Origin of the sequence: Bradyrhizobium sp. 164, assembly GCF_023073715.1 — a bacterium.
In the GTDB taxonomy this organism is placed as follows: domain Bacteria; phylum Pseudomonadota; class Alphaproteobacteria; order Rhizobiales; family Xanthobacteraceae; genus Bradyrhizobium.
The window spans coordinates 1-26,248 of the sequence record NZ_JADPKA010000016.1 but is presented as its reverse complement, the minus strand read 5'-3'; the positions used below and the strand labels follow the sequence as shown (position 1 = coordinate 26,248).

At 59.4% G+C, this 26,248-nt stretch carries 17 protein-coding genes, 6 pseudogenes and 1 riboswitch; of the genes and pseudogenes, 8 read left to right on the top strand and 15 right to left on the bottom strand.

All coding sequences use genetic code 11. The annotated features are described in order from the left end of the window. The first annotated feature begins 1,432 nt into the window (after nt 1–1,432). Nucleotides 1,433–2,500 carry a cytochrome-c peroxidase gene (locus IVB01_RS05280; RefSeq protein WP_247354616.1) on the top strand — a complete coding sequence of 356 codons (1,068 nt, stop codon included), beginning with the start codon at nt 1,433–1,435 and terminating at the stop codon, nt 2,498–2,500. 1,392 nt (nt 2,501–3,892) lie between these two features. Here the strand turns inward: IVB01_RS05280 and IVB01_RS35420 are convergent. From IVB01_RS35420 to IVB01_RS05260, 5 genes are all read right to left on the bottom strand, one after another. Further along, on the bottom strand, nt 3,893–4,027 hold the full coding sequence (locus IVB01_RS35420) for a hypothetical protein (protein ID WP_256464830.1): 135 nt from the start codon (nt 4,025–4,027) through the stop codon (nt 3,893–3,895). Nucleotides 4,028–4,412: 385 nt separating this feature from the next. Beyond that, nucleotides 4,413–6,728, bottom strand: coding sequence for a 5-methyltetrahydropteroyltriglutamate--homocysteine S-methyltransferase (gene metE / locus IVB01_RS05275; RefSeq protein WP_247494293.1), 2,316 nt, complete (start codon nt 6,726–6,728; stop codon nt 4,413–4,415). Nucleotides 6,729–6,827: 99 nt separating this feature from the next. Then, nucleotides 6,828–7,028, bottom strand: a riboswitch (cobalamin riboswitch). A 176-nt stretch (nt 7,029–7,204) separates the two neighbouring features. After that, entirely contained in the window at nt 7,205–7,372 is a 168-nt protein-coding gene (locus tag IVB01_RS05270; RefSeq protein WP_247354624.1) for a hypothetical protein, read from the bottom strand. A 737-nt stretch (nt 7,373–8,109) separates the two neighbouring features. Then, nucleotides 8,110–8,313, bottom strand: coding sequence for a 4Fe-4S binding protein (locus IVB01_RS05265; protein ID WP_247297430.1), 204 nt, complete (start codon nt 8,311–8,313; stop codon nt 8,110–8,112). A 618-nt stretch (nt 8,314–8,931) separates the two neighbouring features. Continuing rightward, nucleotides 8,932–10,146 carry an EAL domain-containing response regulator gene (locus IVB01_RS05260; protein ID WP_247494292.1) on the bottom strand — a complete coding sequence of 405 codons (1,215 nt, stop codon included), beginning with the start codon at nt 10,144–10,146 and terminating at the stop codon, nt 8,932–8,934. 790 nt (nt 10,147–10,936) lie between these two features. On the opposite strand from IVB01_RS05260, the gene IVB01_RS05255 reads away from it, so the two are divergent. After that, nucleotides 10,937–11,245 carry a GNAT family N-acetyltransferase gene (locus IVB01_RS05255; protein ID WP_247494291.1) on the top strand — a complete coding sequence of 103 codons (309 nt, stop codon included), beginning with the start codon at nt 10,937–10,939 and terminating at the stop codon, nt 11,243–11,245. Nucleotides 11,246–11,708: 463 nt separating this feature from the next. Here the strand turns inward: IVB01_RS05255 and IVB01_RS05250 are convergent. The 6 genes and pseudogenes from IVB01_RS05250 to IVB01_RS05225 all read right to left on the bottom strand — a co-directional run bounded on the left by IVB01_RS05250 (nt 11,709) and on the right by IVB01_RS05225 (nt 17,407). Further along, nucleotides 11,709–12,607: pseudogene (locus IVB01_RS05250) on the bottom strand (SMP-30/gluconolactonase/LRE family protein). Further along, entirely contained in the window at nt 12,604–13,431 is an 828-nt protein-coding gene (locus tag IVB01_RS05245; RefSeq protein ID WP_247494310.1) for a citryl-CoA lyase, read from the bottom strand. Before IVB01_RS05245 ends, IVB01_RS05250 begins: the two are co-directional and overlap by 4 nt. A gap of 55 nt (nt 13,432–13,486) precedes the next feature. Then, on the bottom strand, nt 13,487–14,752 hold the full coding sequence (locus IVB01_RS05240) for a CoA transferase (RefSeq protein ID WP_247494290.1): 1,266 nt from the start codon (nt 14,750–14,752) through the stop codon (nt 13,487–13,489). Between the two features lie 53 nt (nt 14,753–14,805). Beyond that, nucleotides 14,806–15,828, bottom strand: coding sequence for an ABC transporter substrate-binding protein (locus IVB01_RS05235; protein WP_247336971.1), 1,023 nt, complete (start codon nt 15,826–15,828; stop codon nt 14,806–14,808). 33 nt (nt 15,829–15,861) lie between these two features. Beyond that, nucleotides 15,862–16,635, bottom strand: a complete 774-nt coding sequence (locus IVB01_RS05230; RefSeq protein ID WP_247336973.1) for an ABC transporter permease — start codon at nt 16,633–16,635, stop codon at nt 15,862–15,864. Beyond that, the gene (locus tag IVB01_RS05225; protein ID WP_247494289.1) at nt 16,619–17,407 is read right to left on the bottom strand and encodes an ABC transporter ATP-binding protein; all 789 of its coding nucleotides are present in this window, start codon (nt 17,405–17,407) and stop codon (nt 16,619–16,621) included. Before IVB01_RS05225 ends, IVB01_RS05230 begins: the two co-directional genes overlap by 17 nt. 106 nt (nt 17,408–17,513) lie before the next feature. Between IVB01_RS05225 and IVB01_RS05220 the strand changes: the two genes are divergently transcribed. The 3 genes from IVB01_RS05220 to IVB01_RS05210 all read left to right on the top strand — a co-directional run bounded on the left by IVB01_RS05220 (nt 17,514) and on the right by IVB01_RS05210 (nt 19,114). Further along, the gene (locus IVB01_RS05220) at nt 17,514–18,260 is read left to right on the top strand and encodes an IclR family transcriptional regulator (RefSeq protein ID WP_247494288.1); all 747 of its coding nucleotides are present in this window, start codon (nt 17,514–17,516) and stop codon (nt 18,258–18,260) included. A gap of 142 nt (nt 18,261–18,402) precedes the next feature. Beyond that, on the top strand, nt 18,403–18,576 hold the full coding sequence (locus IVB01_RS05215; protein ID WP_247494287.1) for a recombinase family protein: 174 nt from the start codon (nt 18,403–18,405) through the stop codon (nt 18,574–18,576). Between the two features lie 274 nt (nt 18,577–18,850). Then, complete coding sequence (locus IVB01_RS05210; RefSeq protein WP_247494286.1) at nt 18,851–19,114, top strand: hypothetical protein; 264 nt, start codon at nt 18,851–18,853, stop codon at nt 19,112–19,114. 212 nt (nt 19,115–19,326) lie between these two features. On the opposite strand, the pseudogene IVB01_RS05205 reads toward IVB01_RS05210, so the two are convergent. Then, nucleotides 19,327–19,738: pseudogene (locus tag IVB01_RS05205) on the bottom strand (Glu/Leu/Phe/Val dehydrogenase dimerization domain-containing protein); the annotation flags it as partial. A 612-nt stretch (nt 19,739–20,350) separates the two neighbouring features. Continuing rightward, nucleotides 20,351–21,784 carry an MATE family efflux transporter gene (locus IVB01_RS05200; protein WP_247336984.1) on the bottom strand — a complete coding sequence of 478 codons (1,434 nt, stop codon included), beginning with the start codon at nt 21,782–21,784 and terminating at the stop codon, nt 20,351–20,353. Nucleotides 21,785–22,644: 860 nt separating this feature from the next. On the opposite strand from IVB01_RS05200, the pseudogene IVB01_RS05195 reads away from it, so the two are divergent. Beyond that, nucleotides 22,645–22,899, top strand: a pseudogene (locus IVB01_RS05195) (6-carboxytetrahydropterin synthase). A 99-nt stretch (nt 22,900–22,998) separates the two neighbouring features. Here IVB01_RS05195 and istB read toward each other — a convergent pair. Next, nucleotides 22,999–23,630: pseudogene (istB, locus tag IVB01_RS05190) on the bottom strand (IS21-like element helper ATPase IstB); the annotation flags it as partial. Nucleotides 23,631–23,656: 26 nt separating this feature from the next. Here istB and IVB01_RS05185 point away from each other — a divergent pair. Both IVB01_RS05185 and IVB01_RS05180 read left to right on the top strand, forming a co-directional pair. Continuing rightward, a pseudogene (locus IVB01_RS05185) lies at nt 23,657–24,757 on the top strand (ABC transporter substrate-binding protein); the annotation flags it as partial. 103 nt (nt 24,758–24,860) lie between these two features. Further along, a pseudogene (locus IVB01_RS05180) lies at nt 24,861–25,288 on the top strand (ABC transporter permease); the annotation flags it as partial. A 656-nt stretch (nt 25,289–25,944) separates the two neighbouring features. On the opposite strand, the gene IVB01_RS05175 reads toward IVB01_RS05180, so the two are convergent. Next, nucleotides 25,945–26,248, bottom strand: a 304-nt coding sequence (locus IVB01_RS05175) for an efflux RND transporter permease subunit (RefSeq protein WP_247494285.1), incomplete at its 5' end; no start/stop codon positions are given.

Here is a 26,248-nt window from a genome sequence, read left to right as displayed (position 1 = left end):
AGGTCCCGAATTTTGCTTGACAGTGTCAATGCAAAAGGAAACGTGGTCGCTAGGAGCCGTTCAAAGGCAGATTGCCGCTCAAGCAGGCGATCTTCGAGAACCTTACGCTCGAGATCACTTAGCTCGCTTTTAAGCTTTCTTCGACAGCGCCAAATGTCATTCCGCACGTTTCGGATCTCATTCAATCGATCGTCAATTGAAGCCATCACGGACACCATTTCTAACTTGAACCAGCCATGGACAACTGGTCAATCACGTCGTTCCCTCGGTAAGATGCCGATGAGATCTCACGACGTGCCATCTGCGGACATGATGTAAAGATCTCCTACCAACATGTCCTCTTGTACCGAAGTCTTTTTAACGCAAGAGCACGAAGTGACAATTGCTTCTGCAGAAGTTCTGCGATTTTTGCGATCAGCGCGCAGGATTTCAAGAGCTGCCACTCGGCCGTGAGTGGGTCGAAATGGTTTTTATCCCAACCCACAGGCGGCCCGATCAGGTGTCAGGCCGGGACTTAAGCTGGTGTCGAATGAGAGTATCCGAGTAAATCGGACGGTCGTACCGTCATACTCTGGGTAACAGTTTTGACGCCGCAACTGCCATGCCAGCGAACCCAGACAAGCCATGTCAGGCTTCGGGGCTCGTCTGTTACAAACGAGCGGGATTTCGGCGGCGGCGCGCAAAGAGCCGGCCCGGATATGAGGTCGGAGAGCCTTCAGTTGGCAGGGCGAGGCGAAATCGTGAGCGATGCGCACCGCCGGGCGCCTCGGCTCAGTGTCTCGCCGTAGGCCAGCGTAGATCTTTGTACCGCCGTCGCACGTGTGGCCGGCAAGCCTGGCGATTGGATCTCATCACAAAGCTTTCTGTGCGATGATGTCTAGCCGGGACTGGCGCTTGTCGCATCTGTGACACTGTATGTATTCATCAAAACAAGACATCCGACGTTGTTCGGTAGCCCGGATTCGTTTGGTAGCTAAATCAGCAGCTTGCATGTCAGATGCAACTGGCATGGGGGTTGCTATTGTCCAGCGGCACCGTGAGCGCTGAGCGCGACCAGCGGTGCAACACGGATAGATCAACTTCGCTGGAGCGTATTGGCCACCCAATCGCTCAATGGAGAACCGATGCGGCCACCGGACAGATTATCCTTTTTCGGCACGCTTGTTGTTGTCAGATCGGTCGTCATTTCGAAGGTTGAGGCGCTAGTCTGATCTACCAAGGTCGTGATCTAAGCTCAAAGCGAACTCGCGAATCAAATAACGGCTTAAAGCCTCTTGGGCGAGCGCCGGCAGCGAGCACCTCGAAATCGAACATTCGATGCAGCCTCGCTTCACAGGATCCGGTGCATGCTGCGCCGGCCCGTTGAGGGAACAGAGTGTGGCATCGCTTTCGACTGTTTCCTTGATTCAATCAGAACTGATGAGGCGGGTGTATGAACAAATCGATCCGGGAGCTTCGGCTTGTCGCTGAAGCATCTGTTTTGGCGATTGGGCTGCTGATGCCGTCAGGAGCTAGCGCGGACGATGATCTGATGAGAACTGCCAGGCAGATCTTCCATCCGATCCCCTCAGTCATTCCTGCGGTAAAGGACAATCCAGTCACGCATGAAAAGGTCGAGCTTGGCAAGATTCTGTTCTTCGATCCGCGGCTATCGGCAAGCGAGATCATTAGCTGCAATACGTGCCACAATCTCGCCAGCGGCGGAGTCGATGCCGGTCCGACCTCAGTCGGTCACGGCTGGAAGGTCGGCCTACGTCGGGCCCCAACCGTCTACAACGCGGTGTTCAATGCGGCGCAATTCTGGGACGGACGCGCCGCGGACCTCAAGGCGCAAGCAACTGGCCCTGTGCAGGCGAGTGCCGAAATGAATGCGACTCCGGATCATGTGCTCGACACTTTGAACTCAATGGCCAGCTATGTCGTCTTGTTCAAAAATGCTTTCCCGAACGAGGCGAGCCCGGTCAGCTTTGAAAACTTTGCGAAGGCAATCGAGGCTTTTGAAGCCACCCTCATCACACCTGCGGCCCCGTTCGATCAGTATTTGGAGGGCAATACACATGCTCTCGATGATCAGCAGAAGTCAGGGTTGGCGCTGTTTATGGAGAAGGGATGCTCCTCTTGCCACAATGGAATCAATGTCGGTGGACAGGCCTACTTCCAGTTCGGCGTGATGAAGAAGCCGGACGCAACCCTGCTTCCGAAAGCCGATAAGGGCCGATTCGCGGTCACCAAGGCGGTCGGCGACGAATATGTCTTCCGCGCGGCGCCGTTGCGGAACGTTGCTTTGCGAGCCCCTTACTTCCATTCGGGCCAGGTTTGGAGCCTAAAGCAGGCTGTTGCCCTGATGAGTGAAATCCAGCTCGGCGCCAAGCTTAGCGACGGGGAAGAAAACGACATTGTGGCGTTTCTGAATTCGCTTACCGGGCGGCTACCTAAGATCGAGTATCCAATACTACCCACCCGTACGAACACGACGCCAAAGCCTTCAATAGACAGGTAGGATTAACAGCACCGGCATCATGTCTTGCCGAATGAGAACAGATGCGGCGCAGAACCCGGCGTCCCGCAATGACGTTAAAATGAATGATCCCGTGCTGTCACTCATAACCAAGCGATCGGGTAGGAGCAAGCCTCGCGGCCTCCCCCTCCCACACCACCGTACGTACGGACCCGTATACGGCGGTTCGTCAAGCACGATTGACATGGCGGTGCAGTCCAATGAGGAACCGCAGACCGAGGTGCACGAAGAAGGCGGTGCGATAAGCATCGTTCATGTGGCTGGCGCCGGCATTCCACCATGGGCCGGGACCGTTGAAGGCCGACTGCCATGCCCACCCCGGATCGAGCCCACGTTGCATCAAGCGCTTGGCACGTGTCCGTGGTCGCTTCCACGGGCGCCAAAGGCCGGCCTTGGGGTCGGACGAATAGTCTCCGCCAGCGTTGCGGTGCCGGCTTGCGAACGCGTCGCTCAGCGCCATCAAAAGGCGGTGAGCAACAGAGCGCGCGATTCGCTGTCCACGCCGCGGATGCCCTTGGTCAGCAAGAGGCGGTCCACGATGGGCCCGAGCAGCTTCTCTAATTGTTTGGCCGACCCTCTCCCACATCTTCGTTACGGCCGTCCAGTGAGCTTCCTGCTCCTCGTGAATCTCAGTGTCCGGCGTCCAGCCGACACCGGGCGCGTGAACCATGGCGACACTCCGGGCGGGGCTCTCGCTGTCCGCCCAGACGCTAGAGTTCGCCTGCTAAGGCTGTCGCCTGGCGGTGGGTCGGATGCATGGGAGCGTCATCGCGGACGGCCTGCCAAACACCCTCTAGATTGGCCACGGCGACTCCACGCGCGACTTCGCTTCGGGGGGCTCTGTCTGGGGTGCGGAGGGGAAATCGAACGGCCTGCGCTCTCGCTAGGCGTCACAAAAACGAAATCATCACCGAGCGGAATAGCCAGCTAAATGCCCGCAGGAAAGCGAGACCCGTCCGGCGCATCGCCGAACAACCCTGAACAGCAATGTTACACCCCATTGTTACACAGTCGGGGCCAGCGCAACACTCTGAAAGAGCATGACTTCTTTGAATTGCTGCACATCAAGAAGTTGATGATGCCCAGGAAAGGACTCTGACCTCCAAGTTAGGACCGGACACTACTCCGGTCGAATCGCGCCAGTCACGCGGTCCGCGCCATGCCTGGCGCACCAAAAAAAGCCCGGCCTCCTCCGGAGGCCGGGCGAAAGTCACGCAGGAACGACGCTGCTTTATGCATCGCACCAGCTTTCGTCGGTAGGGAGGACTTACCGGCGATCGATTTCGGCGAGGGCATTCGCCGTCAAAAAAGGAGAAACGGATATCACTCCGCGCGAAATCTGGAGCCGCTTGCCTTCCGCTCCTGTCGGAAACTTCACGACTTGTCCACCACTCGCCCGCTGTCCGGTTGGGACGTCAGTGCCTTGATCGAGCTGGGATCCTTCGCGCAAGCGCGTTTGGCTGCCGTGCCCTGAAACACAAGCGGCAGTTTGCCGTCGCGCAGCAGCATTTGGCACGCCCCCAAACATCAACAACGCTCGATTACCTTTCCCGGAGCGCGTGCCAGGAGGCGAATTTCGTATGACGTTCCGTAAGGACGGTAAAATAGATTGTTGTGATGGGACGCATCCACGCGATGGATAAATGAAAAAGTAGGGCTGTGCTTCGCGTGGAGCGTTAATGACGTCGCAATATGTGACCTGATCGGACGTCGCCGGCATGCTGTCGGCCGTCGGGTCGAGAATCGAGCTTGTCGCCGGCTGTATGCGACCGCCTCCGCCGACGCCCGCCGGCATTCCGAGGCGCTGGGAACTTTGGGAGCTCGCAAGGACATCGTAAGCCCCCAAAGCGCGTGCATCTTGTTCACAAACGCGTTTGCGAAACGCTCCGCACCATCATGGCTCAGCCCGCAACTCGCGTGCGGCGGCCACCATATTGACGAGCGCGGGACGCACCTCCTCCCAGCTTCGAGTTTTCAGTCCGCAGTCGGGATTGATCCAGAGCTGCCGATCGGAAACTCGCTGCCGCGCCAACACAATCAGCTGTTTGATTTCCGCCGCTGCGGGAATGCGCGGTGAATGAATGTCATAGACGCCGGGCCCGATCTCATTGGGATATTTGTAGCTCTTGAAGGCCTCGAGCAATTCCATCTTAGAACGCGACGTCTCGATTGAAATGACGTCAGCATCCATTGCTGCGATCGCATCGATGATTTCGTTGAACTCGGAATAGCACATGTGGGTATGGATCTGAGTTCCGTCGGCGACAGCGGACGAGCAAACGCGGAAGCTGTCCACTGCCCAATCGAGATAGTTCCTCCACTGCGATTTGCGTAGCGGCAATCCCTCCCGCAACGCAGCCTCGTCGATCTGGATCATAGTCGCTCCAACCGCCTCAAGATCGATCACCTCATCTCGGATCGCAAGAGCGATCTGACGGCATGTCTCGCTCCGCGAGATGTCGTCGCGGACAAACGACCAGTTCAGGATCGTCACCGGTCCGGTCAGCATAGCCTTGACGGGTTTCTTGGTCAGAGACTGCGCGTAGCGCCACCATTCAACGGTCATCGGCTTCGGCCGGGAGACATCTCCGAACAGGATAGGCGGACGAACGTACCGCGACCCATAAGACTGAACCCAGCCGTGCTTGGTGAAAGCGAATCCCAACAGCTGCTCGGCAAAGTATTGAACCATGTCATTGCGCTCGAACTCACCGTGTACGAGCACGTCCAGGCCGATATCTTCCTGCCACTGCACGGTACGGGCTGTCTCCGCTTTCAGAAGCTGCTCGTACTGCGCGTCATTCAGCGCTCCCCGCGCATGAGCCGCACGCGCATTCCGGACGTCGACCGTTTGCGGGAAGGATCCGATGGTCGTCGTTGGAAACATCGGTAATGCGAACGCGGCCCGCTGGACGTCGGCACGCTCGGTGAACGCACTGCGACGGCGACGCATGCTATCGTCGATCGCGGCCATTCGTCCGGCGACATTCGCATTGTGGATCTCGGGCGATGTTTCGCGGGTCACGGCTGCGTCCTCGGAAAGCGCAAGTTCATCGGCCACCTCGGCAGCATGGCCGGCCAGCGCTTTGCCCAATATCGAAAGTTCCTTGATCTTCTGAACTGAGAACGCCAGCCACGTCTTCAGATTGGGATCGAGATCGGTCTCTAGCTCAATGTCGATCGGAACATGAAGCAGCGAGCAGGAAGGAGCAATCTGAACACGGTCCCTACCCAGCTTTTTGACCAAAGGGGCAAGTTGGTCGAGCAGCGCCGCAAGATTGGAGCGCCAGACGTTGCGACCATCAACGACGCCTAGCGAGACCACGAGATCTCTGCGGGCTGTGGCGACAATTGCGTCCAATTGGTCGGGTGCCCGAACCAGATCGACATGAAGCCCGGCAACGGGCAAGGCAAGGGCTGTTTCAAGATTGTCGCCGATAGCCCCGAAATATGTGGCCAACATGATTTTAAGGGCCGGCACAAGCTTTGCGAAATGAGCATAGGCCCGGCGGACGGCCGCCCGCGACGCTTCGTCGACGTCCATCACCAGGCATGGCTCGTCGAGCTGAACCCATTCCGCACCGCGCGAGGCTAGTTCGCGGAGAACATCGACATAGACTGGGAGGAGCCTATCAAGCAGCGACAGCGGATTGAATGCGGGATTTGCGCTTTTGCCGAGCTTCAGGAAAGTGACTGGGCCAACTAAGACGGGGCGCGTTTGGTAGCCGAGGCTTTTTGCCTCCTCATATTCCTCGATCGGCTTTCGAGAGGAATACTTAAAGATCTGATCCTGGTGAAATTCCGGCACCATGTAGTGGTAGTTGGTATCGAACCACTTCGTCATTTCCTGTGCTGCTACGCCAGGCCCATGCTGAGTGTGATCACCGTCCTGAGCGCCACGTGCCATGGCGAAGTAGGTCTTGAGCGACACAGGACCTTCGGTCCAGCCGTAGACGTCGGGAATGGCTCCGACCATTACGCTGGTATCGAGCACCTGGTCGTAGAGCGAGAAGTCATTGGAAGGAATGACCGTCACACCGCAGGATTTCTGCCGTGCCCAATTAGCGGCACGAAGTCCACTCCCCGCCTCGAGGAGCTCGGCTTCGCTGGAGTTTCCCGCCCAGTAGCTCTCGAGCGTGAACTTGAGTTCGCGTCGTGGGCCGATGCGTGACGTCCCCAATGTGGCAACGGGAAGCGAAAGAATAGACATAGATCAGACCCCATAATTGGGGCAAAGGCCATGGCGGACGCGTGCAGCGAATATCGCGTGAGCGACAGCTGCTTGGCGCACACCGGGACACCCCGCCCGTGGACGATATAATGTCGAGGCAGGTCTCCTGGCTCGCGGGTCGTCGCTGCTGTCCGGCCTTCCCAAAGCCGCATGGCTTCAGTGACTTCGTTGGACATCGGCTCGCCGCTTACAGTTGCGGGGGCAGCGCCGGCATTGCACCGGCTTCCCTCTTAGCTCCGGATCAAACGAAATCCGAAGACCACGACGGCTGGCATTAGACGCACGAGGATCGATCCGTCAACCTACTAAGTGTTGCCGCGATATTGCCCAAGCGATTGCCAGCTGTACCAGGTAGGGCACAACGGTCTTACTCCCGGCCTGGTAAAAACGCGTGGATCTGTGAAGCCTCCGCTTATGAATGCGTCCGCTCAACGCCCTCTTGGCGTAGTCGTGAGCTAACGCGAGCAGAACGAATGCGCTGGGCGCTTCGACATCTGCGTGATCGCGACAAGCCTGCTCTTTTCCGTCAGCAGCTTCTCGAACTCGCCCGTGAGGAAGTTGCGATCATGCTCGGCCGACATCCGCTTGAACACAGCGCCATGAGGCTCCTTAGGAATTGCCAAGGCCGGGATTGCTCCAGGATCGCACGGATGATCAGGTCGGACTGCCTGTGTTCGGCGGACCCCGCGACGAGCCGCGAGCTCGATCGCCTCCGTGGCGTTGGTCAAGATGATCTCCTCGGTGCGCCAAGCACTTACGTGCTGAGCGACTTTGGCGCGCCTTCGTTGTTTCCGTCGCCGCTGGCGAGTAGTGCAGCCTGGACGTTGGCATGCGCGACATCGCGGGAACAGTTCCGGACCTCAGGATGCACGCTGACTTGCGAAACTGGAGTAAGCGGCGAGAGCGCGGGCGGCGGGGATCTGCTATGACCCTAGGCTCCATGCACTCGTGCATGGTGCGCGGATGCCGAGCTTCTCGTATGTCTTCAAGATCTCCGGACCGATCTCGTCGCGCGTGGAGACCGTCTCTTCGGCTTCGGCCGTGACGTAGCTTTAGATATCCTGCAAGTCGATCTTGGGATGTCGACGCCCGTCCACCTCGCCTCGTCTCCTCAGCCAGCGACGATAAGCCCCAACACGGCGACTGGAGCATCGAGGCGGCTTTGTCCTTATTCGAGACAAATTTGACGGTGTTCTCTGACAGAGCCCTTCGATGGTTTCTCGGAGTCGATGAGCGCCTTAAACTCATAACGATGTTGATCGACCTCGATGCGCCCCACGCGGTCGGCGGCCTTCTCAAGCGCGACATCTATTACTTCGTTCGCAAAATCGAGCGGTGAAGCCTTCTGGACGCGGGCTGCCTATGCTGTCTTAGACTGGACACAGGTGTCAGGCACCGGACAGACCACCGCGCATTGCGGCGTGTCGGAATGGCCCTCGCACTCCGTACACTTTTTGGCATCGATAACGTAAATGTCGCGCTTGAGGCTGATCGCCGCGTTGGGACACTCGAACTCACATGCCCCACAAACGGTGCATTGCGAAGCGACGATCTTGTAAGCCATGCCTTGCGACTCCTTAGGCGAGCGATGCCATTGGCGATCCCTTTCAAATGCCGTGCCAAGGACAGACGCGCTCAATGATGGTCAATTTGCCCAGGGGTGCTGTCCCGGGTCTGAGACCATGTTGCATCTGCGACAGCAACGGGCCACTTCAATTTCAAGCTATGCGAGCCCTCAGGCCCTACTCCGAGAGTCAGTCGCGACTCGACCGCTGGGCGCTTCCGTCGTTTGTCTTGCATGGCAGCGCGGGGCCAAGCGACGCTCGACGATTCCGAAACCGGCGGCGCGACTAAAAGCCGCGAGCCGACGCACGTCTACACCGGATCTCGGCAAACCTCCGGTCACACGCCCTGACTGGAGGTTTTGTGCAAGCCTCGCTCACGGCTGCAACGTTAACTCCGCGGATTGACTCGCTGGACGCCTGATAAAAAGGGTTTGTGCTACAATAACTTTCGGGCTCGCTTCGGAGGGAAATGAAGTTCCGCCGGGAGAAGCGTTACTGGCTTTGCAAAGTGACCGATTTAATTGCAGTCAGCCGCATGCCTGGTGCCGAGTAGGCATGGCGGCGCGGGCGAGCGCTGGTACGCTTTGCCTGGCTCTGCTCAGCCACTCCTCATGCAACTATTTTGGACGAAGTGGAACAGGGCTGAAAGATGACTGTGCAAATTGCTTCAGCGGCATGGCCTTTCCGAACAGATGGCCCTGCGCAAGGTCGAATCCGAGTTCGGTCACAGCGATCAGGTCGGCGTGGCTCTCCACACCTGCGGCGACGGTGCGCACGCTGTACTCTTTGGCTAGATCGACGATATGGCGGCACACCGTTCGCTTCAGGGGTCCATTTCCGCAACCGGCGACGTACTGCCGGTCCACTTTTAATTTCATGAACGGGAATTTTTCCATCCCCATCAGCTGCGGCCAATTGGCGCCGACATTGTCGATTGCAAGGCCAATGTTGTGAAAGCGAACCTCACGTGCGACCTCGATCAGGAGATCTAGGTTCTGGATCGCTTCCTCGCTATCGATTTCAATCGTCAAGCCGCCGAAAGCGGGGTGCGAGGGCATGCGCTGACAGAGATCGCGTACCGCTTGCGGGTCAATCAGGAATGCTGCCGGGAGATTGATGGAGAGATCGATCGAAGTTTGCTGCTCCAGAAGATACTGCCAATCTTTGATCGCGCGGTCGATCACGAACTGCGACAACTCCCTGAAATGCGGATCGTGAGCCTCCGCGATGAAATAGGCCGGTGGAACAACGCCCCAGGTCGGGTGCCGCATTCGCACAAGCGCCTCGGCGCCGCGGCGGCTGAGGGTACACGCGTCAAACTTCGGCTCATACCAGAGCTCAAGCCAGCCAGCGTGTAAGGCTTCCCCGACATGGACCGCGGGACGGGGCGCCGGCTCTCTGGGCAAGAGCATGGCGACCCGATCGCGCAGCGTCTCGGCTGCAAACGGCGTCCTCAGCGGCGGCAGCATATCAAGTCCATATTCGCCCCCGACCTGCTGCACTGCCGTCATGATGATCGACTCGCGGGCGCCGAACGCCAGCACTCCGCCTGCAAATCCTTCGCGTACGAGTATCTCGAGCAATCGTCCAGGCTCGATGCGATCCGAGCCAATGCCGAGCAGGATCAGATCAGGGAAGTCCGTGCCGAGTACGTGCGACAGCTCGTCAGCAGTCCCGCATTCGCTGATAACAAACCCCATATCCTCCAGCACATCCCGAAGAAAGGCGCGCAGATGCCGCTTGCCGACGGCCACGCACGCTCGCGGCCGCACCTTACGCTGTCCGAAGATTACAGGTTTTCCTCCGACTAGTTCGGCCTGCCCATGCTCCATTGCAACCACTCCCGTTCCGTGACGGTCCCTTAAACGAGGAGGGAAGGTAAACAAGCTGTGCTTGCCATTATCTTTCGATTCTTCGAGGTAAGCTTAAGATAGTGCATTAGCGTGCAAAATCTTTCGCGATGTTGTTCAGACGATTTTGTCGGGCGCACGCGTATGATACCTCTCCCGCCTCGCGCAACCTTGTACGAGTGACGCACACGAGTGTGGGGAATCTCACCTTCGGACGCGCGGAGCTGATGCGCCCTATGGCACGGCAATTACCATGCCGCAAGATCTACTGAATCGAGTCGCTCGTGAGTGATGATCGGAAATCACTCTTACGAAATGTTTGATCTTCATGGCCGGCCTGCCCACGCGCGAATCTGCCGTCTCGTGGATTTCCTTTCCAATCGAAGGAAGTCCATCATGAGTTCGCAGCGGGTCAAGCCGCAGTCGATTCTGAGAATGGCAACAGCTTGCACTTACCTCACCTCTGTTGCTGATAGCGAGTGCGGACGTCCTATTCCCTATCGAGCTTGATAGTTGCTCTCAGTTGCGTTTTCTGTATCCTTCTGAAGCATGGATATCCTCATCTAACTAACGGGTGTTCGTGTTGGCGCTGAAGCGCAAGGCCTGCCCCACGGGGCACGGCTTTGCGCAAAGGCGTGCCAGGAGATGAGAACGCGATCGCAGAAGCCGTCGGAAAGCTACTTTCTGAATTAGGTGGCCCCGGACCAGAGTTCAGCCTTGAAGGCGCGAAGCAGGCTGCTTTGCGCCTGATTCAGGATTCCGAAGAGGCTTCATGTTTGTCGTCGAGGAACAAGCCACCCGGCAGATTGTAGGGGTCGCTGCCACCTCGGCCGTACAGGCCGTGAGAGCAGCCGGAGCGTACGGTGTGCTTCAGGAGCTATGGATTTCTCGCGACTTCCGAAGCTCTGACCACGGTCGGCATCTGCTCGAGGCGGTACATTCGAAGGCGAAGCGCCGAGGCTGGCAGATGATTGAGGTTGCGTTGCCCCCGGATGGCTATCCAGCTTTACAACGGGTACGTCGTTTCTACGAGGAGAGGGGATATCGGGTTGGAGGATTGCGCGCGCGCAAGAGGCTATGACAGTGCGTCGCGGCCGAGGATGATCGAGAACCTCGACGCTGATGCGGTGCTTACTCCTACTGCGAGCGGATTACCTCTTCGACCTTCTTGGCGGGTATCAGCGATCAAATCGTTCTTCATGGTGCGAAGCGATACCATGGTCTTCTCAAGGCTCGTGGACCCGCGAGCCGAAACCTGCCCGGCTAAAAGGCGCGGAGCCAGGTCGGCGGCGACCCGTTGGGGGGCGAAGCCCGACCCCAGCCTTACAAACGATGGCCGAGTCGTTCTTTCGTGCTTCCCACACAATGCGACTTACTGACGCCGGTTTCGGATCACCGCACACAAATGCGGTCCATTCGTCGCCAAGTACAATGCCTCGGCAACTGGCAAGCCAATCATCTACCGGCTCCTTCCTGCATCTTCATTCGGTGGACCGTCGCGTAAAAGGATTCGGTACCACCTTGTCACTCCTGCTGGCGAACGTTCAAGGAAAGTGAGCGAGATCAGCCATCAACACTGATCCGGTAGAGGATTCCGTAATGAGCAATGTGCCGTTTGCCGCCTCCAATAGGAGGTTCGTGCAGGTCGCGCCAGCGCAGGACTTGATGCGGGCGATCGTTTCGCCGTTCGGCGCCATGACGAAGACGTGGCCGAGGGAGGCGTGCGCGACAAAGAGCCGCCCTTTTTGATCCATCGTCAGCCCGTCAGGATCGCTGTTCCCGAAGAACAGGCTGAACCGTCCCACCTTCCCAACCCCACCGTCACGCATCAGCGGCACGCGCCAGATGCTGTTGTCGCGCGTCATTGCAACGAGCAACACGGCCTCGTCGGGACTGAGCACCAGCCCGTTCGGGCTTGACCCGTTCGAAATCAGGCAATCGAGCCGGCCGTCAGAACACAGTCGGAACACCCGGCCGGTCGGATCGCGCAATCCAGTTTGCCCCTGATCGGTGAAATAGATGTCGCCGCTGGTCGCGATATGCAGGTCGTTGCAGCCTCTGAAGGGCTCGGAATTGCGGTGCCCCAGAAGCGGGCTGATAGTATCCCGCTGCGGATCGAGCTCCATGGGGCCGTTCATTTAATCGGCCACCAGCTCCCGGCCATCAGGTGCGATCTTCAGACCATTCGGCCAGCCGTCATATTCGATTATCAGAGACCAGATGCCGCCGGGCGAAATCCGGAAAAATGCGGCCGCGGGATATCGACGACGTAGAGATTCCCGGCCTTGTCGAACGACGGCCCCTCGATGAAACAATCCACCGGATGGCCCCCGCGGTTGGCATCCGCCCATTTCGAGGAAACACCAGGGCGACGAAATTCCGCCGGCATCGACGAGAACACGCGGGTTTCAACCAGCTGAGGCGGCTTGTCGAGATACATCATGACGCGCCCCCCAGCGTGCGGCGCGGCTGTCCCTCATATTTGTAGCCAAACTGCTTGGGCATCGGCCCCTTGTTACGATCCTTGCGCCTGGTCTGTTCCCAGGCGTGGGCCAGGATTCCGACCGCGCGCGACAGGCAGAAGACGCCGCGCGCCAGCGGAGGCGCGAAGCCGAGCTCGCCATAAATGACCGCGGTCGCGCCATCAATGTTCACTGGGATGAGTTTGCCCTTGCGCTGCTGCATTACGCGCTCGATCGCGCGGGCGGCCTTGGCATAGTCGCCGCTGACACTGCCCTCAGCACCTGCGTCTTCCACCAGCGCCAATAGCGGTGCCGCGCGCGGGTCGACCGTATGAAACCGGTGGCCGAAGCCGGGCAGATATTTGCCGCGCCTTGCGGTGAAATGGTCGATTGCGGCGGCCGCGGCCTCGCCGATCTCTAGGCCATCGCGCCTCCGCAGCACATCTTCGTAGAGTTCGACCGCCTGCTCCCCTGCTCCGCCGTGCACGTCATCGAGTGTATTGATCGCCGAGGCCATCGCACCGTTCAGGGGCAGCCCGCAGCTCACCGCCATTTGCGCAATTGCGATGGAGGGCGCGTGCGGACCGTGGTCAACGGACGCGACCAGCGCAGCTTGCAGCAGCCGCTCCTGCGCTGGCGTCGGCAGATCGCCGCGCAACATCAGCCAGATCATGGCGGGAAAGGAAATCCGGCCGATCAAATCTTCGATTGGATAACCCCGATAGGCGATGCGACCGGGCGCGATGTCGCAGATGGAGGTTCGCCACCAACGGGCCGCTTGCTGTCGCAATTCTTCTTCGCTCATTTCCGGTTCCGCCCCTTCAACCTGCCGATTGCCAACCGCCGCAAGCCGTCGAATATCATGATATTGGTCCGTCCGCGGCCACGCGGACGGGCCGGAAATCAGCCCCTCCTTGCTTTGGTGTCCCGACGGCCCGGCTTGAGACCAGTTGCTCGACCTCCGCATACGAATAGCCGAGCCGCTGCAACCATCGCTCGGTGTCTGCTCCGAGCGTCGCAGGTGGTGAAGGCACCGAAAACTCCTCATCCAGCCGGAAGCCCGGCCGCGTGATTCGTAACGGCTGCGCACCGTCTTGTTCTGGGGCCAAAGTCTCGACGAATCCGCGCTCGAGGAGCTGTGGCTGCTGCAAAACTTGCGAGACCGTCAGCACGCAGCCTGCGGGGACTCCAGCCAGATTCATTTGGGCCTCCCATTCGTCAGCGGGCTTGCAACCCAACGCCTTGTTCAACTCCGTGTTCAGCGCTGCGCGATTGACCTTGCGCATCTCGCGCCCAGCAAAGCGTGGATCCGTCTTCAGGTCCGGTCGGCCAATCAGGTCGCATAGGGCTTGGTACTGCTTCTGCTCGTTGGCGGAAATGTTCAGCGGGCCTGTTGCGGTGCGGAACGTGCCGGAGGGAGCCGCGGTGAAGTTCTCGTTGCCGATGGGTTGCGGCTCGACACCAGCGTTCAGGTGGTTGGAGACGACCCATCCCATCGCTGCGACGGTGGCTTCGAGCAGGGACACGTCAATGAACCGACCGCGGCCGCTATACCGCTGGTCGACCAGAGCCGCGGCGATGGCAAAGGCAGCAGTCAGTCCCGCAATCGTGTCGGAGATCGGAAAGCCCGTGCGCAGGGGAGCCGAGGCCATATCGCCAGTGACGCTCATGGCACCAGACAGACCCTGAACGATCTGGTCATAGGCAGGACGGGCGGACCACGGCCCGCTCTGCCCAAAGCCGGAGATCGCGCAGTACACCAGACGCGGGTTCTGCCTGCTGAGCACATCAAAGCCTAGGCTAAGCCGTTCCATCACCTTCGGCCGGAAGTTTTCGAGCACCACATCTGCTTCCTTGACGAGCCGCAAGAATACCTCGCGGCCCGATTCCGACTTCAAGTCCAGCGCCACGGATTGCTTGCCGGCGTTCACCGCGACAAAAGAGAGGCCCTGCAGGCGCTCTGCCCTTTGCGGATCGGCGCCGAGGCGCCGCGCGAGGTCGCCGCCGTTCGGATTTTCGACTTTGATGACCTCCGCGCCAAGACGCGCGAGATGATAACCGCAGAACGGACCGGCCAACACGTTCGACAGGTCCAGGACGCGGATGCCGGTGAGCGGCAGAGACATCTGAAGAAGCCTTCCTTAGGTGATCCGATGGTGAGGGCTTGGTCTGCGAGCAGCTATTTCAGTTGTTGAGCGGCGCGTTCCGCGAAGCGATTGGTGAAGGTTTTGTTCAAGTCGATCTTTGCGGCAGCGATTTTTGGATCAGAGTCGCTCAGGACAGCCAGCGGGACCTTGGCCGCCTCAATGTCCATCTGCCCGGTCGGCGAGAACAGCGCTTTCGATGCGTTCATGATTTCGATATTCACCTCGCGATTGTCAGTCTTGTAACCAGGAGGAATCGTATCGACGAGCTGCTCCGTCGGGGTTGCGTTGATCCAGCGGTGAGTTTTGAGCAAGGCGTTGACCAGGCGCTGGACCGTTTCTGGATTTTTATCGATGAAGGACTGCTGAAGGTAGAGACACGCGGTCGGATAGGATCCGCCGAAGGCCTGCTTTGAGCCTTCGATCGTGCGCGCATCGAACAGCGCTGTCGCGCTCTTCTTGCGCGCGAGAAGCGTCGCGATGGGATCGAAATAGACCAAGGCATCGACGTTCATGGCCTCAAGCGCCACCATGCCCGGTGCGCCGCTGCCGACGGCAATGATGTTGACATCGCGTGGACCCAACCCTGATCTCTTGATGTAGTAACGCGCCATAGTCTCCGTCGATGACCCCGGCGCCGTGATCCCGAGCCTGAGACCCTTCAGGTCGGCGGCGGTTCTGACCTTGTCGGCGAGGTCGTTGCGGACACCGAGCAGGACGCCGGGAATGTCGTTCAGCAGGAACACGCAGGAAATTTGTTTACCCTGCGCCTGCATCTGAATGGTGTGATCGTAAAAGCCGATAGTCCCGTCGACGGAGCCGCCGATCAGGGCCTGCAGAGCCTTTGAGCCACCGGCCTGGAAGTTCTCGACGGTAACGTCAAGGCCTTCCTCCTTAAAGGAGCCAAGCTTCACTCCAACTTCGACAGGCATATAGTTGAGGATCTGTGACCCCACGGCGATCTTCAATTTTGTTTTCTCGGGCTCGGTGGCATGCGCCAAAATGACCGAGAATGCGGCCAGCGCCACGACCGGCGTCAGTCTTATGGAAACGTGCATGCGAACCTCCATGATTGATGGGAGAGCGTACGATCAGCTTTCGTGCGCAGGCGCCGGCCGCCAGACCAGGAGCCGCTTTTCCGCGCAGTCGACGATGGCATCGAGGACAACGACGAAGGCGGCGAGAACGACAATTCCTGCGAACACTCCGGTCGCATCGAGGACGCCTTCGGCCTGCGCAATTAAGTGCCCCAATCCTGCGGACGAGCCGAGATATTCGGCGACCACGGCTCCCATCACGGCCATGCCGACTGACACCCGCAGGCTCGACAAAATCCACGTCGTGGCGGACGGCAGGTAGACGTGCCGTAGCAGGGAGGACTTCGATGCACGTAGCAGGCGGGCATTCGCCAGCACGACCGGATTGACCTCGCGGACGCCCTGGAAGGTGTTGAAGAATGCGACGAATAGAACCAGCGTGACGCCGAGCGCAACCTTGGAGGTGAGGCCCAATCCGAACCAGATGACGAAAATGGGTCCAAGCAAGATCCGCGGGATTGCATTGAACATCTTGATAAAGGGCTGAACGACTTCGGCAGCAAACGGGCTTAAGCCCAGCCAGATACCAAGTGCTGTGCCGATCCCGATGCCAGCCAGGAACGACAGGACCGTCTCCAGCAATGTTATGCCAATATCGGTCCAAAAGTCCGCCATCGACATCCACTCCCCGATCCTTACGACAAGTGTCGACGGTGCCGGAAAGAAGAAGGGATCGATCAGTCCGGCCCACACGCCCAATTCCCAGATCAGGATCAGGCCAAGGAGGATGGCGAACTGCGTGAGAGCGACCCTACCCCTGCGTGACATAGCTTTTCTCCACTTCGGCGCCGAGCAGCGACCAGATTTCACGATAGAGCGCGACGAATTCGTCGGTGGTCTGCAGCGCAGAAACATCGCGCGGACGAGGCAGCGTGATCCTGACGTCGGCAACCATGCGGCTGGCGGGACCGGCAGACATCACAACGACGCGGTCCGCTAGCGTGATCGCCTCATCGAGATCATGGGTGATGAAGATGAGCGAGCGCCGGTCCGCCTGCCAGAGGTCGAGCAGGATGCGGTGCATGAGTCGGCGTGTGTGAACGTCCAGCGCGGAGAACGGCTCGTCCATGAGAACGATTTTGGGCTCCATGATCAGCGTTTGTGCCATCGCAACGCGCTTGCGCTGGCCGCCGGACAATTGATGCGGATAGCGCTTCTCGAATCCCTTCAATCCGACCTTGGCGAGCCAGGGCCGTGCCTGCTCGCGCGCTTTCGGGATCGAGCTGCCCTGAAAGACGAGCCCGAGGCCGACATTGTCCTGGGCGGTCTTCCAGGGCAGCAGCCCTTCCTGTTGAAGCATGTAGCCGGACTGACCGTTCAGGCCCGTAAGAGACTTGCCGAAAATGCGAACGTCGCCGGCGGCGGGCTTCAGCAGTCCGGTGACAGTGTTGAGAATGGTGGATTTTCCGCAGCCGGTCGGCCCCACCACTGCAACGAATTCAGTCTCGGCCACCTGGAGGTTCATGCTTTTGACGGCCGTGAAGTCGCCAAAGCGAATCATGACTTCGTGCAAGTCCACGGCAAGTCCCGGCCGCCCCATTGTTTCGCTCCATAGAACTTGTTCTGGCACCTGGAACCGAGTAGCTCGCGTTCTCACGAGGAGTCAATCGTATTCTGATGTGCAGAATGGCCCTCGCGCTAACTGGGTGGACTCCTGGCGTCATTCTGACTATTGGTTCTGCACAGCAGAACCAGAGGTATCGATGGTAAGAACAGGGGTTGATGCGGTCGCGCGGGCACTGGCAATCCTTAAGGCGTTCGACCCGGAGCGCGCCGCGATGACGCTGACGGAGATTGCGGATGCGACTGACCTGTACAAGAGCACAGTCCTTCGCCTTGCCGCATCTCTGGAGGCGGATGGCTTCCTGGTGCGGGGTACGGACCGGCTATTTCGACCCGGACCGGAGCTATGGCGCCTTGGGGCGCTCTATCAGCGCGGGCTCGACCTCGGTGACCTGATCAGACCCTCGCTCCATCGTCTGGTCGAGGCAACCGGAGAGACCGCATCCTTCTACATCGCGGACGGCGACGAGCGCATCTGCCTTTATCGCGTCAATTCTCCGCGTTCGGTCCGGCATCACCTCGAAGAGGGTCAGCGATTGCCGATTGACCGCGGCGCTGCCGGCCGTGTTCTTACCGCCTACCGCGATTCTGCATCAGCCGATGGAAAGAAGGTCAGAGATCGTGGCTCCTACGTCTCGATCGGCGAGCGGGATCCTGAGGTCGCGGCCGCAGCTGTGCCTGTGATCGACGTTCATGGCCAATTGCGCGGCGCCCTCTCGGTCTCCGCCATTCGGACGCGCTTTGATGCAGATGCTCGGAAGGCTGCGATTGTAGTTCTGAAGTCCGAGGCTAAAGCGCTGATCGGTCTGCTGCCTGCAAGCGAGCGCTGAGCTACAATGGCAGCGTTCCGTTTATGACGCACAGCTCAGCGGGTGCCGCAAGGGCCTCTCCTGAGCGCAGTTTTCCTTGGTAAGTTGGTGCGGTTTGCGCCCTCGAGGTCTCGCGCTTCGCTCGCAATCCTGCACGCGCTCGATGAGGATCTTCAGTCGGGATTGGCAGCAACTCATCGAGATGTGCCGCGTGGTTGATACCGAGACCATCTACGCATCGACGCATGGAAACGACCGCCTGCTGCTCGGGCTCAAGGGCAGCCTCAACGAGTACGAACCGGATCTGTTGCGCCAGCCCTCGCTCTCGGCACGCTAATAGAAGGCGCGCCGCGGGCGAGTTGGTTGTGGCAGCGCCCGTCGGCTTCATGAAGGCCGGCGACCGCTATGTGAAAGACCCGGATCGGCGTGTCCAGGAAGCGATCAAGATGTGTTCGACAAGGTCGAGGAACTGGGCGGCGCGCGACAGGCGCTTTGCTGGCCCCCCACGAGTACAATGTCGATCTGCCGGTGAAGCAGACCAACGGGGACACGGCCCGGCGGCGACCACACTACTCCGCCATCGGCGGGCTTAAACACCGGGATGTGGTTGTTTGAGCGCATTGATGTGGCGCGCTCGCGGGTACGCGATTGCCGTTGCCGGTGTTGAGGCCATTGCGATTGAGGAGGCCAGCAATGAGATCGTCGCTGGCGATCAGCACCAGTTGGCGCACGGCTGGATGACGTCGGCGGAGAGCATCACGCACCTGATCTTGGCGGCCGCGATTGTAGCGGCGATCGCCCCGGGACAGATGGCGCCGAGCAGCGCTTCCTCGATCACCGCGCTGAACGATGCGGAGTTGAATGCCCTACATTAACGCGCGTTCCGCGTATTGAGGGGCGATGGGACAACTGTTCGAAGCGCAACGTCCTGTCGGACGATAGCAGCGCAGACTGTCAGTCTCGAGCAAATGTCAGCAACTTGACGCTACACACCTTACGGAGTGCCTGCAGAGCCTCGAACTCTCTTCGGCACGAGGTTTGCGTTGGTCCCGTCATCATTACCAATCGCAGTGCGATGGTCTTCGGGAAACGGGATCATTTCCAGCATATACGCATATACCGGCGCGACAGAGTCTGAAGCTCACGGTTCGACAAGCTAGAAGGGTCGACGTTAATTCCGCCCTTGGCGCCGCCATATGGCAATCCGACCAGGGCACACTTCCAGCTCATCCAGATCGCAAGCGCTGCAACTTCGCCAAGGTCGACGGTTGGCCCGAATCTGGTGCCCCTTTAGTAGGGCCAAGTGTAAGGTGCTGCACCCGAGAGCCTTCAAAAACCGCCGTTGTGCCGTCATCACGGTGAATTGGGCACGACACCGTGACAGATCGCTTCGGGCATCGGCAGGCGGGTCTGACCTCGTCTGGTATCCCCAGATAATTCGCGATCAGTTCGAATTGCCTTACGGCCATCTCAAACACTGGCCCAGTGTAGATAGTCACGATAGCTCATGAGGCTGGATATGAAACATCGGACTGCTTGTGCTTCAGAGCACCGAGCTCCCTAGTGCGTGTTGCGCGTTTCAGATGTGGGCGAGACAACTAATCCAATCAGCAAGATTGCGTCTCGCGGTCACGCCAAAAATATGACCAATGCGATGAAAGCGAGATTGACCGAGGCGGCCACGACGGCCCAACAGCGAATCGTGGCAGGCGAAAATTCAAGAGCATCCTGCGAAGTGTCGACCCATAGCGGCGGCATTCAAGTCAGCTCCAAAGACCCGGGTTAAGAGACAAACCTGCATAAGCGCAGAAACCACCCACTCTGCTAAAGCCGAGCCTTTCGCGCGTAGAACCCTTGCCGTCCCGCCAACCGAGCTCGCAAAAAGGCACCCCGCCTGGCGAGCGGGAGCACATCGGCTATCGCTCGCCGAACTGCCCGATCCGTCCGCTAGGCGAGCCGGTGCGATCCGCGAGTGCGAGGAGCACCGATGGAAAGGACCGTGCCGATCGCACGCCCGCGAGCCCGCAAAATCCGTGCCCACTGGCAGCGCATCTTGCCGCGAGCTTGTCAGGAGGCTTGCGCCCAATGCTCTGGGCTCGATGACATCCGTTCTAAGGCCAACCCGCTATCCCGATCGCTTTTGAACCACGGTGCTGGAGCGCTCGTCTGAGCTCACCGAACTGGTGGAACATGACGAACAGAGCGATCATTCCGGCGCCCAGCTCAGCGATTGCTTGACTAGCTAACAGTCCATCGAAACCCGCAACCACCGGGAATAACAGTACGGCCGGTATGAAGAGATAGCCCTGCCTCGCCAGGGCCACAGTTGCACTGAGGCGTGCTCTCCCAAACGCCTGGAGCATTGCCGTCACGAAACTCTGAACCCCAAACAGTCCAAAGAAGAGATGAAACACGATGCAGGACGAGACGGCTATTTCCGCGACATTCTCGTTATCGCTAAATAGGGTCACCAAAGGCCTTGCAAAAACCACAACGGCCGCAGAATACGCGATGGAGAATGCGACCGTCACGAAGAGCATGAACTTCGCAGCCTTCAGAATACGAACATAGTCGCGTGCGCCCCAAGCGAAACCCAGGACAGCTTGAGCGCCTATGCAGAACCCGGTGATAGGCAGTGCGCCGACCATCAAGATTCGCACAGCTATTCCAACTGCGGCGATGGAATCATCGCCGAACGGTGCAGCAGCTCCGTACAAGAGCATAACCGCAAGTGCCGATAAGATACTCGTCATTGTCGCTGGCGCGCCCACCGACACGAGCTGTCTGATGCGATCTGCTCGCAATGACATATGAGATATCCTGACGAGAACTGTCCCGCCAAGCTTCGTAAAATACGCGATATAGAGTCCGATAGCAGCGATCTGCGATACCAGCGTGGCGAGGGCTGCGCCACGCACACCAAGGTCAAACAAGAATATGAAGACGGGGTCAAGCACAGCGTTCAGTAGAAACCCGGTAAGCATTGCCCACATGCTGAATCGCGTATCGCCTTCGGCTCTGACAATGAATCCGCTGACGATGTTTAGAAGCATCAGGGTGTTCCCGAACAAAAGCGTTCCCGCGTAGTCGAGCGCCACGGGCATGATGCTTGGAGTCGCTCCGAAGGTTGCGAATATCGCTGGCAGACTTGGAAGCAGAGCGACGGTAACTATGATACCAGTCGGAGCGGTGAGCGCGAGAGCTGTACTTGCGCCTCGACTCGCCTCTAGGTACTCACGAGCGCCCAGATGACGAGATATGAAGGACGCCGTTCCAACACCGATCCCCTGTCCGGCTGCCGCGAGCAGGACCATGATCGGCAAGGTCATGCTCACAGCTGCGATCGCCTGCGCGCCAAGTGCGCCAACAAAGATCGCATTGACGACCTGCTGTAACGCATGGATCGATAACCCAACAACAGATGGAATGGCGAGCCGCAGGATAAGGCTTGAGAGATTCGGGTCCGATAGATCGATGTGCTGTTTCTTCTGTGGCATCAAATTTCGCTCGCTCTCGAGCGCGAATTCTGTATCCGGCTCATTCATGGATGAACGTGTCGCGAGCTTTTCCAAATTCGCTGATCGCGTACTCAGCGCAACCCTCGCCGGAGCTGCTCTTGCACAGTGGTACATAAGTTTATCTGCGCCCATCGATCGCCGTGATCGCGTGGATCCATTTGACGTTTCACAAGCTGATTTTTGCGTTGGTCGATTTTCCCCTAGGCATATGCCTCTCGCCAATCGTAGCCTTCTGCGGCTCTTGAGTCAGAACAACGAGGATCCTGATTGAGGTGTTCGTGGGTAGCCACCCAGGTTCTGCCAGTCATAGTGTGCCGTTCTGCCCTTTGTTGACTTCTCATGGTTTCGTTCATTTCTTTTCCTCGATGATGATCGGCGGGGAACGCGGCCGGACCCTAGGGCGACAAGTTGGCTTTGGCATCTACCGGATCTTGTAGTAGACGCTCCATCGTCTGCATGGCACACGGAAGGAACGTGCCCAGAACCACAGTTGTGGTTCGGCGACGATCCACGGCAGGCTGCTGGTCCCGGCCGGCGTGGTAATTGGATTTGCGTCAGCAAATCGCGCCGCGCTGGCCATCACCCGCGGACACGAACTCAAAATTCGTGTAGCCGCAGCCGGAAGCTATGCCGGCGGTTCGATGAGAGGGAGCTCGGACGATTTCTGCTTCGGCCCACGAGACGGCCCTGACGCCGTCGACCCCATGCGGCAAGCCGTCGCGTAATGCCTCGCTCATCGGAAATGTCGAATCAGCGTGCAATCCCACGTCCCGGCATCAGATGAAGATATCTCAGGTATTTAAGTTCGAGGCAGCGCACCGATTTCCAAACGTCCCGCAGACACATCGTGTCATCGGACGCACGGTCATTCCTATCGCGTCGAGATCGTGCTGAACGGGCCCGTCGATCCGCGCACCGGGTTCGTAATGGATTTCTTCAACATGGAAGAAGCGTTCGGCCTTCTTTCTAAAGACTCGATCACCATTGCCTGAATGAAGTCCCGGGACTGGGAAAATCAGACGGTGGAAAATATCGCCATCTGGATCTGGCAGCACGCGAAACCGCGCCTTGTGCAACTCTCGAGCGTGAGGGTGTACGAGACGACCGATTGTTGGGCGGAATATGACGGGCCGGATCGGTGAATTCAGCGCTCGTTGGGACTGTGTCGATGCGGCGCGCCTGTCAAACGCCATTCGGAACTGCCCCCTTTGCGTCATGCAGAACTGCCCCCACCCTCGCGTTCATGATGTCGATTGAAGGTTGGCTCCGCCGGTGACGGGCGGAGGGAGGCGGAGCCGACCGGAGGGCCGTCAGCGGGCGCTCTTTCGCTTGGCGCGGAGCCGGTAGCTGTCGCCGCGGATGTTCGGCACGTGGCTGTGGTGCAAGAGCCGGTCGAGGATGGCGGTGGCGACCACGGGATCGACGAACAGGGTGCCCCATTCGGCAACGCTGCGGTTCGACGTGATCAGCATGGCGCCGGTTTCGTAGCGGCGGCTAACCTAACTAGCTGGAAGAACAGATGCGCCGCCTCGGGCTCCAGCGGCAGGTAACCGAGTTCGACGACGATCAGCAGCTTTGGCTTCGACAACGCGAGCAGTTTCTCGTCCAGGCGTCGCTCGCAGTGCGCCTTGGCGAGGCCAGCGACCAGCGTCGTCACCGTGGTGACCTGCACCGTATACCCGACCAGGATTGCCTCTCGCCCGAGTGCAATGGACAGGTGCGTCTTACCGACGCCGCGCGGCCCGAGCAGCAGTACGTTCTCGCCGTCGGTGATCTATCGTGACGCGGCCAGGTCACGGATCTGCTTTGGATCGATCGACGGCTGCGCCTCGAAGTCGAAGCTCGCAAGCTCCTTCACGGCCGGGAAGTGTGCGGTGTCCGCGCCACCTCGATGCGGCGTACACTGTCGATTTCATCCTACCCTCGCCCAATCCCATCCTGAATTCGGCATGGGATGTCTGGTACATTCTGGACAACAAATAATGGGCGGAGGAGAACAAGGCCGTCGAGCCGACGCCGGTGTCCGCGACCTCGCCGAGCTACGCCTCGCTACACGAGAATGGTACCGGTCCGTTCATCATCGAACATCAGCCCGGCGTGAAGAAGGTGTTCAAGGCCAACCCCAATTACTGGGGCAAGATGGAAGGTAACCTGAAGGAGATCATCTTCACCCCGATGGCCTCCGACGCGACCCGTGTCGCCGCGTTGCTCTCGGGCGAGGTCGACGCCATCGACCCGGTGCCGATCCAGGACATCTCCCGCGTCGATTCCAGCCCAAATGCCCAGGTGCTGAAGGCCCCGGAGCTGCGCACCATCTTCATCGGCTTCGATCAGACCCGCGACGAACTGCTCTACTCCAACATCAAGGGCAGGAATCCCTTCGACGCCGTCCGCGTTGATGATCGCGCCGGAGCTGTTCGCACGGTCCAAGGATTTTACGCCGCCGAAATTCGATCTGGACGGCGCCAAGAAGCTCCTGACCGAGGCCGGCTACCCCGACGGCTTCGAGGTCACCATGGATTGTCCGAACGATCGCTATGTCAACGATGCCGCGATCTGCCAGGCCGTGGTCGGCATGCTTGCCCGCATCGGCGTCAAAATCAATCTGCTGGCACAGCCCAAGGCGCAGTACTTCGCCAAGGTGCTGAAGCAAGGTGGCTACCAGACCTCGTTCTTCATGCTGGGCTGGACGCCGAGCACGATGGATTCCCACAATGTGCTGAATGACACATGGGGTGCCGTGACGATGCGAAATCCTCGCGTGGCGAGGCCAATCTTGGTGCATTGCAAGGAGTTCGACGCCATCACAAGGTGCTGGTCGAAACCGACACCGCCAAACGCAATCAACTGATCAAGCAGGCGTATGAGATCAGCATCAAGGACTGAGCCTACATCCCCCTGCACCAGCAGGCGCTGGCCTGGGGCGTATCGAAAAAGGTCAACCTGCCGCAGCACGCGGACAACCTCGTCATGTTCCACTGGGCGACCAAGCAGGAATAGCGCCAGTTGAACCCAGGGTCCCGGCAGCGTCAGGCTTCCGGGACCTTTCCTTTTCCGGCTGACAAAGACGTCAGCCAGACACACACCCAGGAAGGTGGAAGGAATGCTCGCTTTCACTCTTCGCCGCGCCGTTCAGGCCATCGGCGTCATGTTCGCCGTCGGCATCATCGCGTTCTCGACGTTCCGCTTCGCCGGCGACCCCGTCAACCAGATCGTCTCGATCGATACGTCGGCGGCCGAACGCGAAGCCGTGCGCAAATCGCTCGGTCTCGATGACCCCGTTCCAGTGCAGTCCATGCGCTATTTCGGCAATGCCGCGCAGTTCAAGTTCGGCGTCTCCTATCAGTTCCGCCAGCCGGTCTCGACGCTATTTATGGAGCGTATGCCTGCAACACTGGAACTTGCGATCTGGGCGACCGTATTTGCAATGGTTTTCGGCATCCTGATGGGCGTCTATTCGGCGCTCAAGCGCGGCACCGTGCTGGCCAAATTATTCCAGGCGGTTTCGCTATCGGTATCTCACTGCCGACTTCCTGATCGGCAGGACGAACACCCCAATCGGTAAGCCCCTCTCGGAGCAGAGGCACCCCAAGCATCGTACGTGGGTTAGAACGCCTTCGCGCGGACGAGGGCGCAAATTCGGGGTCGGCCTGCACATCCGGGACGTGGACCGTCTTGCCATCGAGCAATGTACGCCCAACCACGCTTCCCCGTTCAAGGACGGAAGCGACCGCTGGCCGTCACGGTGGGAATGCCCGCCGCTTTGGCAGCCATTGCGGTCAGCTAGCCGATCGATGGCATCAGCGTGGTGCGTCTTCAGTTCGGCAACCAGCCCGGGAAGCTTTGCGACATCGCTCATCGCCCCGCGCGGCTCGAAGGTCAGGTTTTGACCGAGGACGAAACCGCGCTGGCCCAACACCTTGATCAGGATTTGGCCCGCCGGGCTGGTTTCGGTGGCCGGGGCGTTCAGCGTCACTGTCGCGAGCCGATAGACCTTGCCCGCCTGCGCTGCTGCCGCAAACGGCCGCCGCAGCGTGACAGAACCGAGCCCGCCCAGGAATTCGCGGCGCCTCATCATGATGTCCGTGCCGGGGCACAACGACACCCGGCGGGAGACTAGCACGGCATAACAAAAAAGCGGCAACAGCGATTGCCATTGCCGCTTTTCGGCTTCGATTGAACCCGCCTCAGGTCGGCCGCAAGGCCTTGGAGCCAAGATCGAGCTCGTTGACCTGCTTGTTCCGCTCTGAATCGGCCGCCGCGCGATGGTCGGTCGCCAGCACCACATAGACCGCCGGCAGCACGAACAGCGTGAACAGCGTGCCGATCGACATGCCCGCGACGACCACGAGGCCGATCGAGAAGCGGCTGGCCGCGCCCGCGCCGGTCGCGGTCAGGAGCGGGATCAGACCCGTCACCATCGCGGCCGTGGTCATCAGGATCGGGCGCAGGCGAATGCGCGCCGACATCTCGATGGCCGAGCGGCGGTCG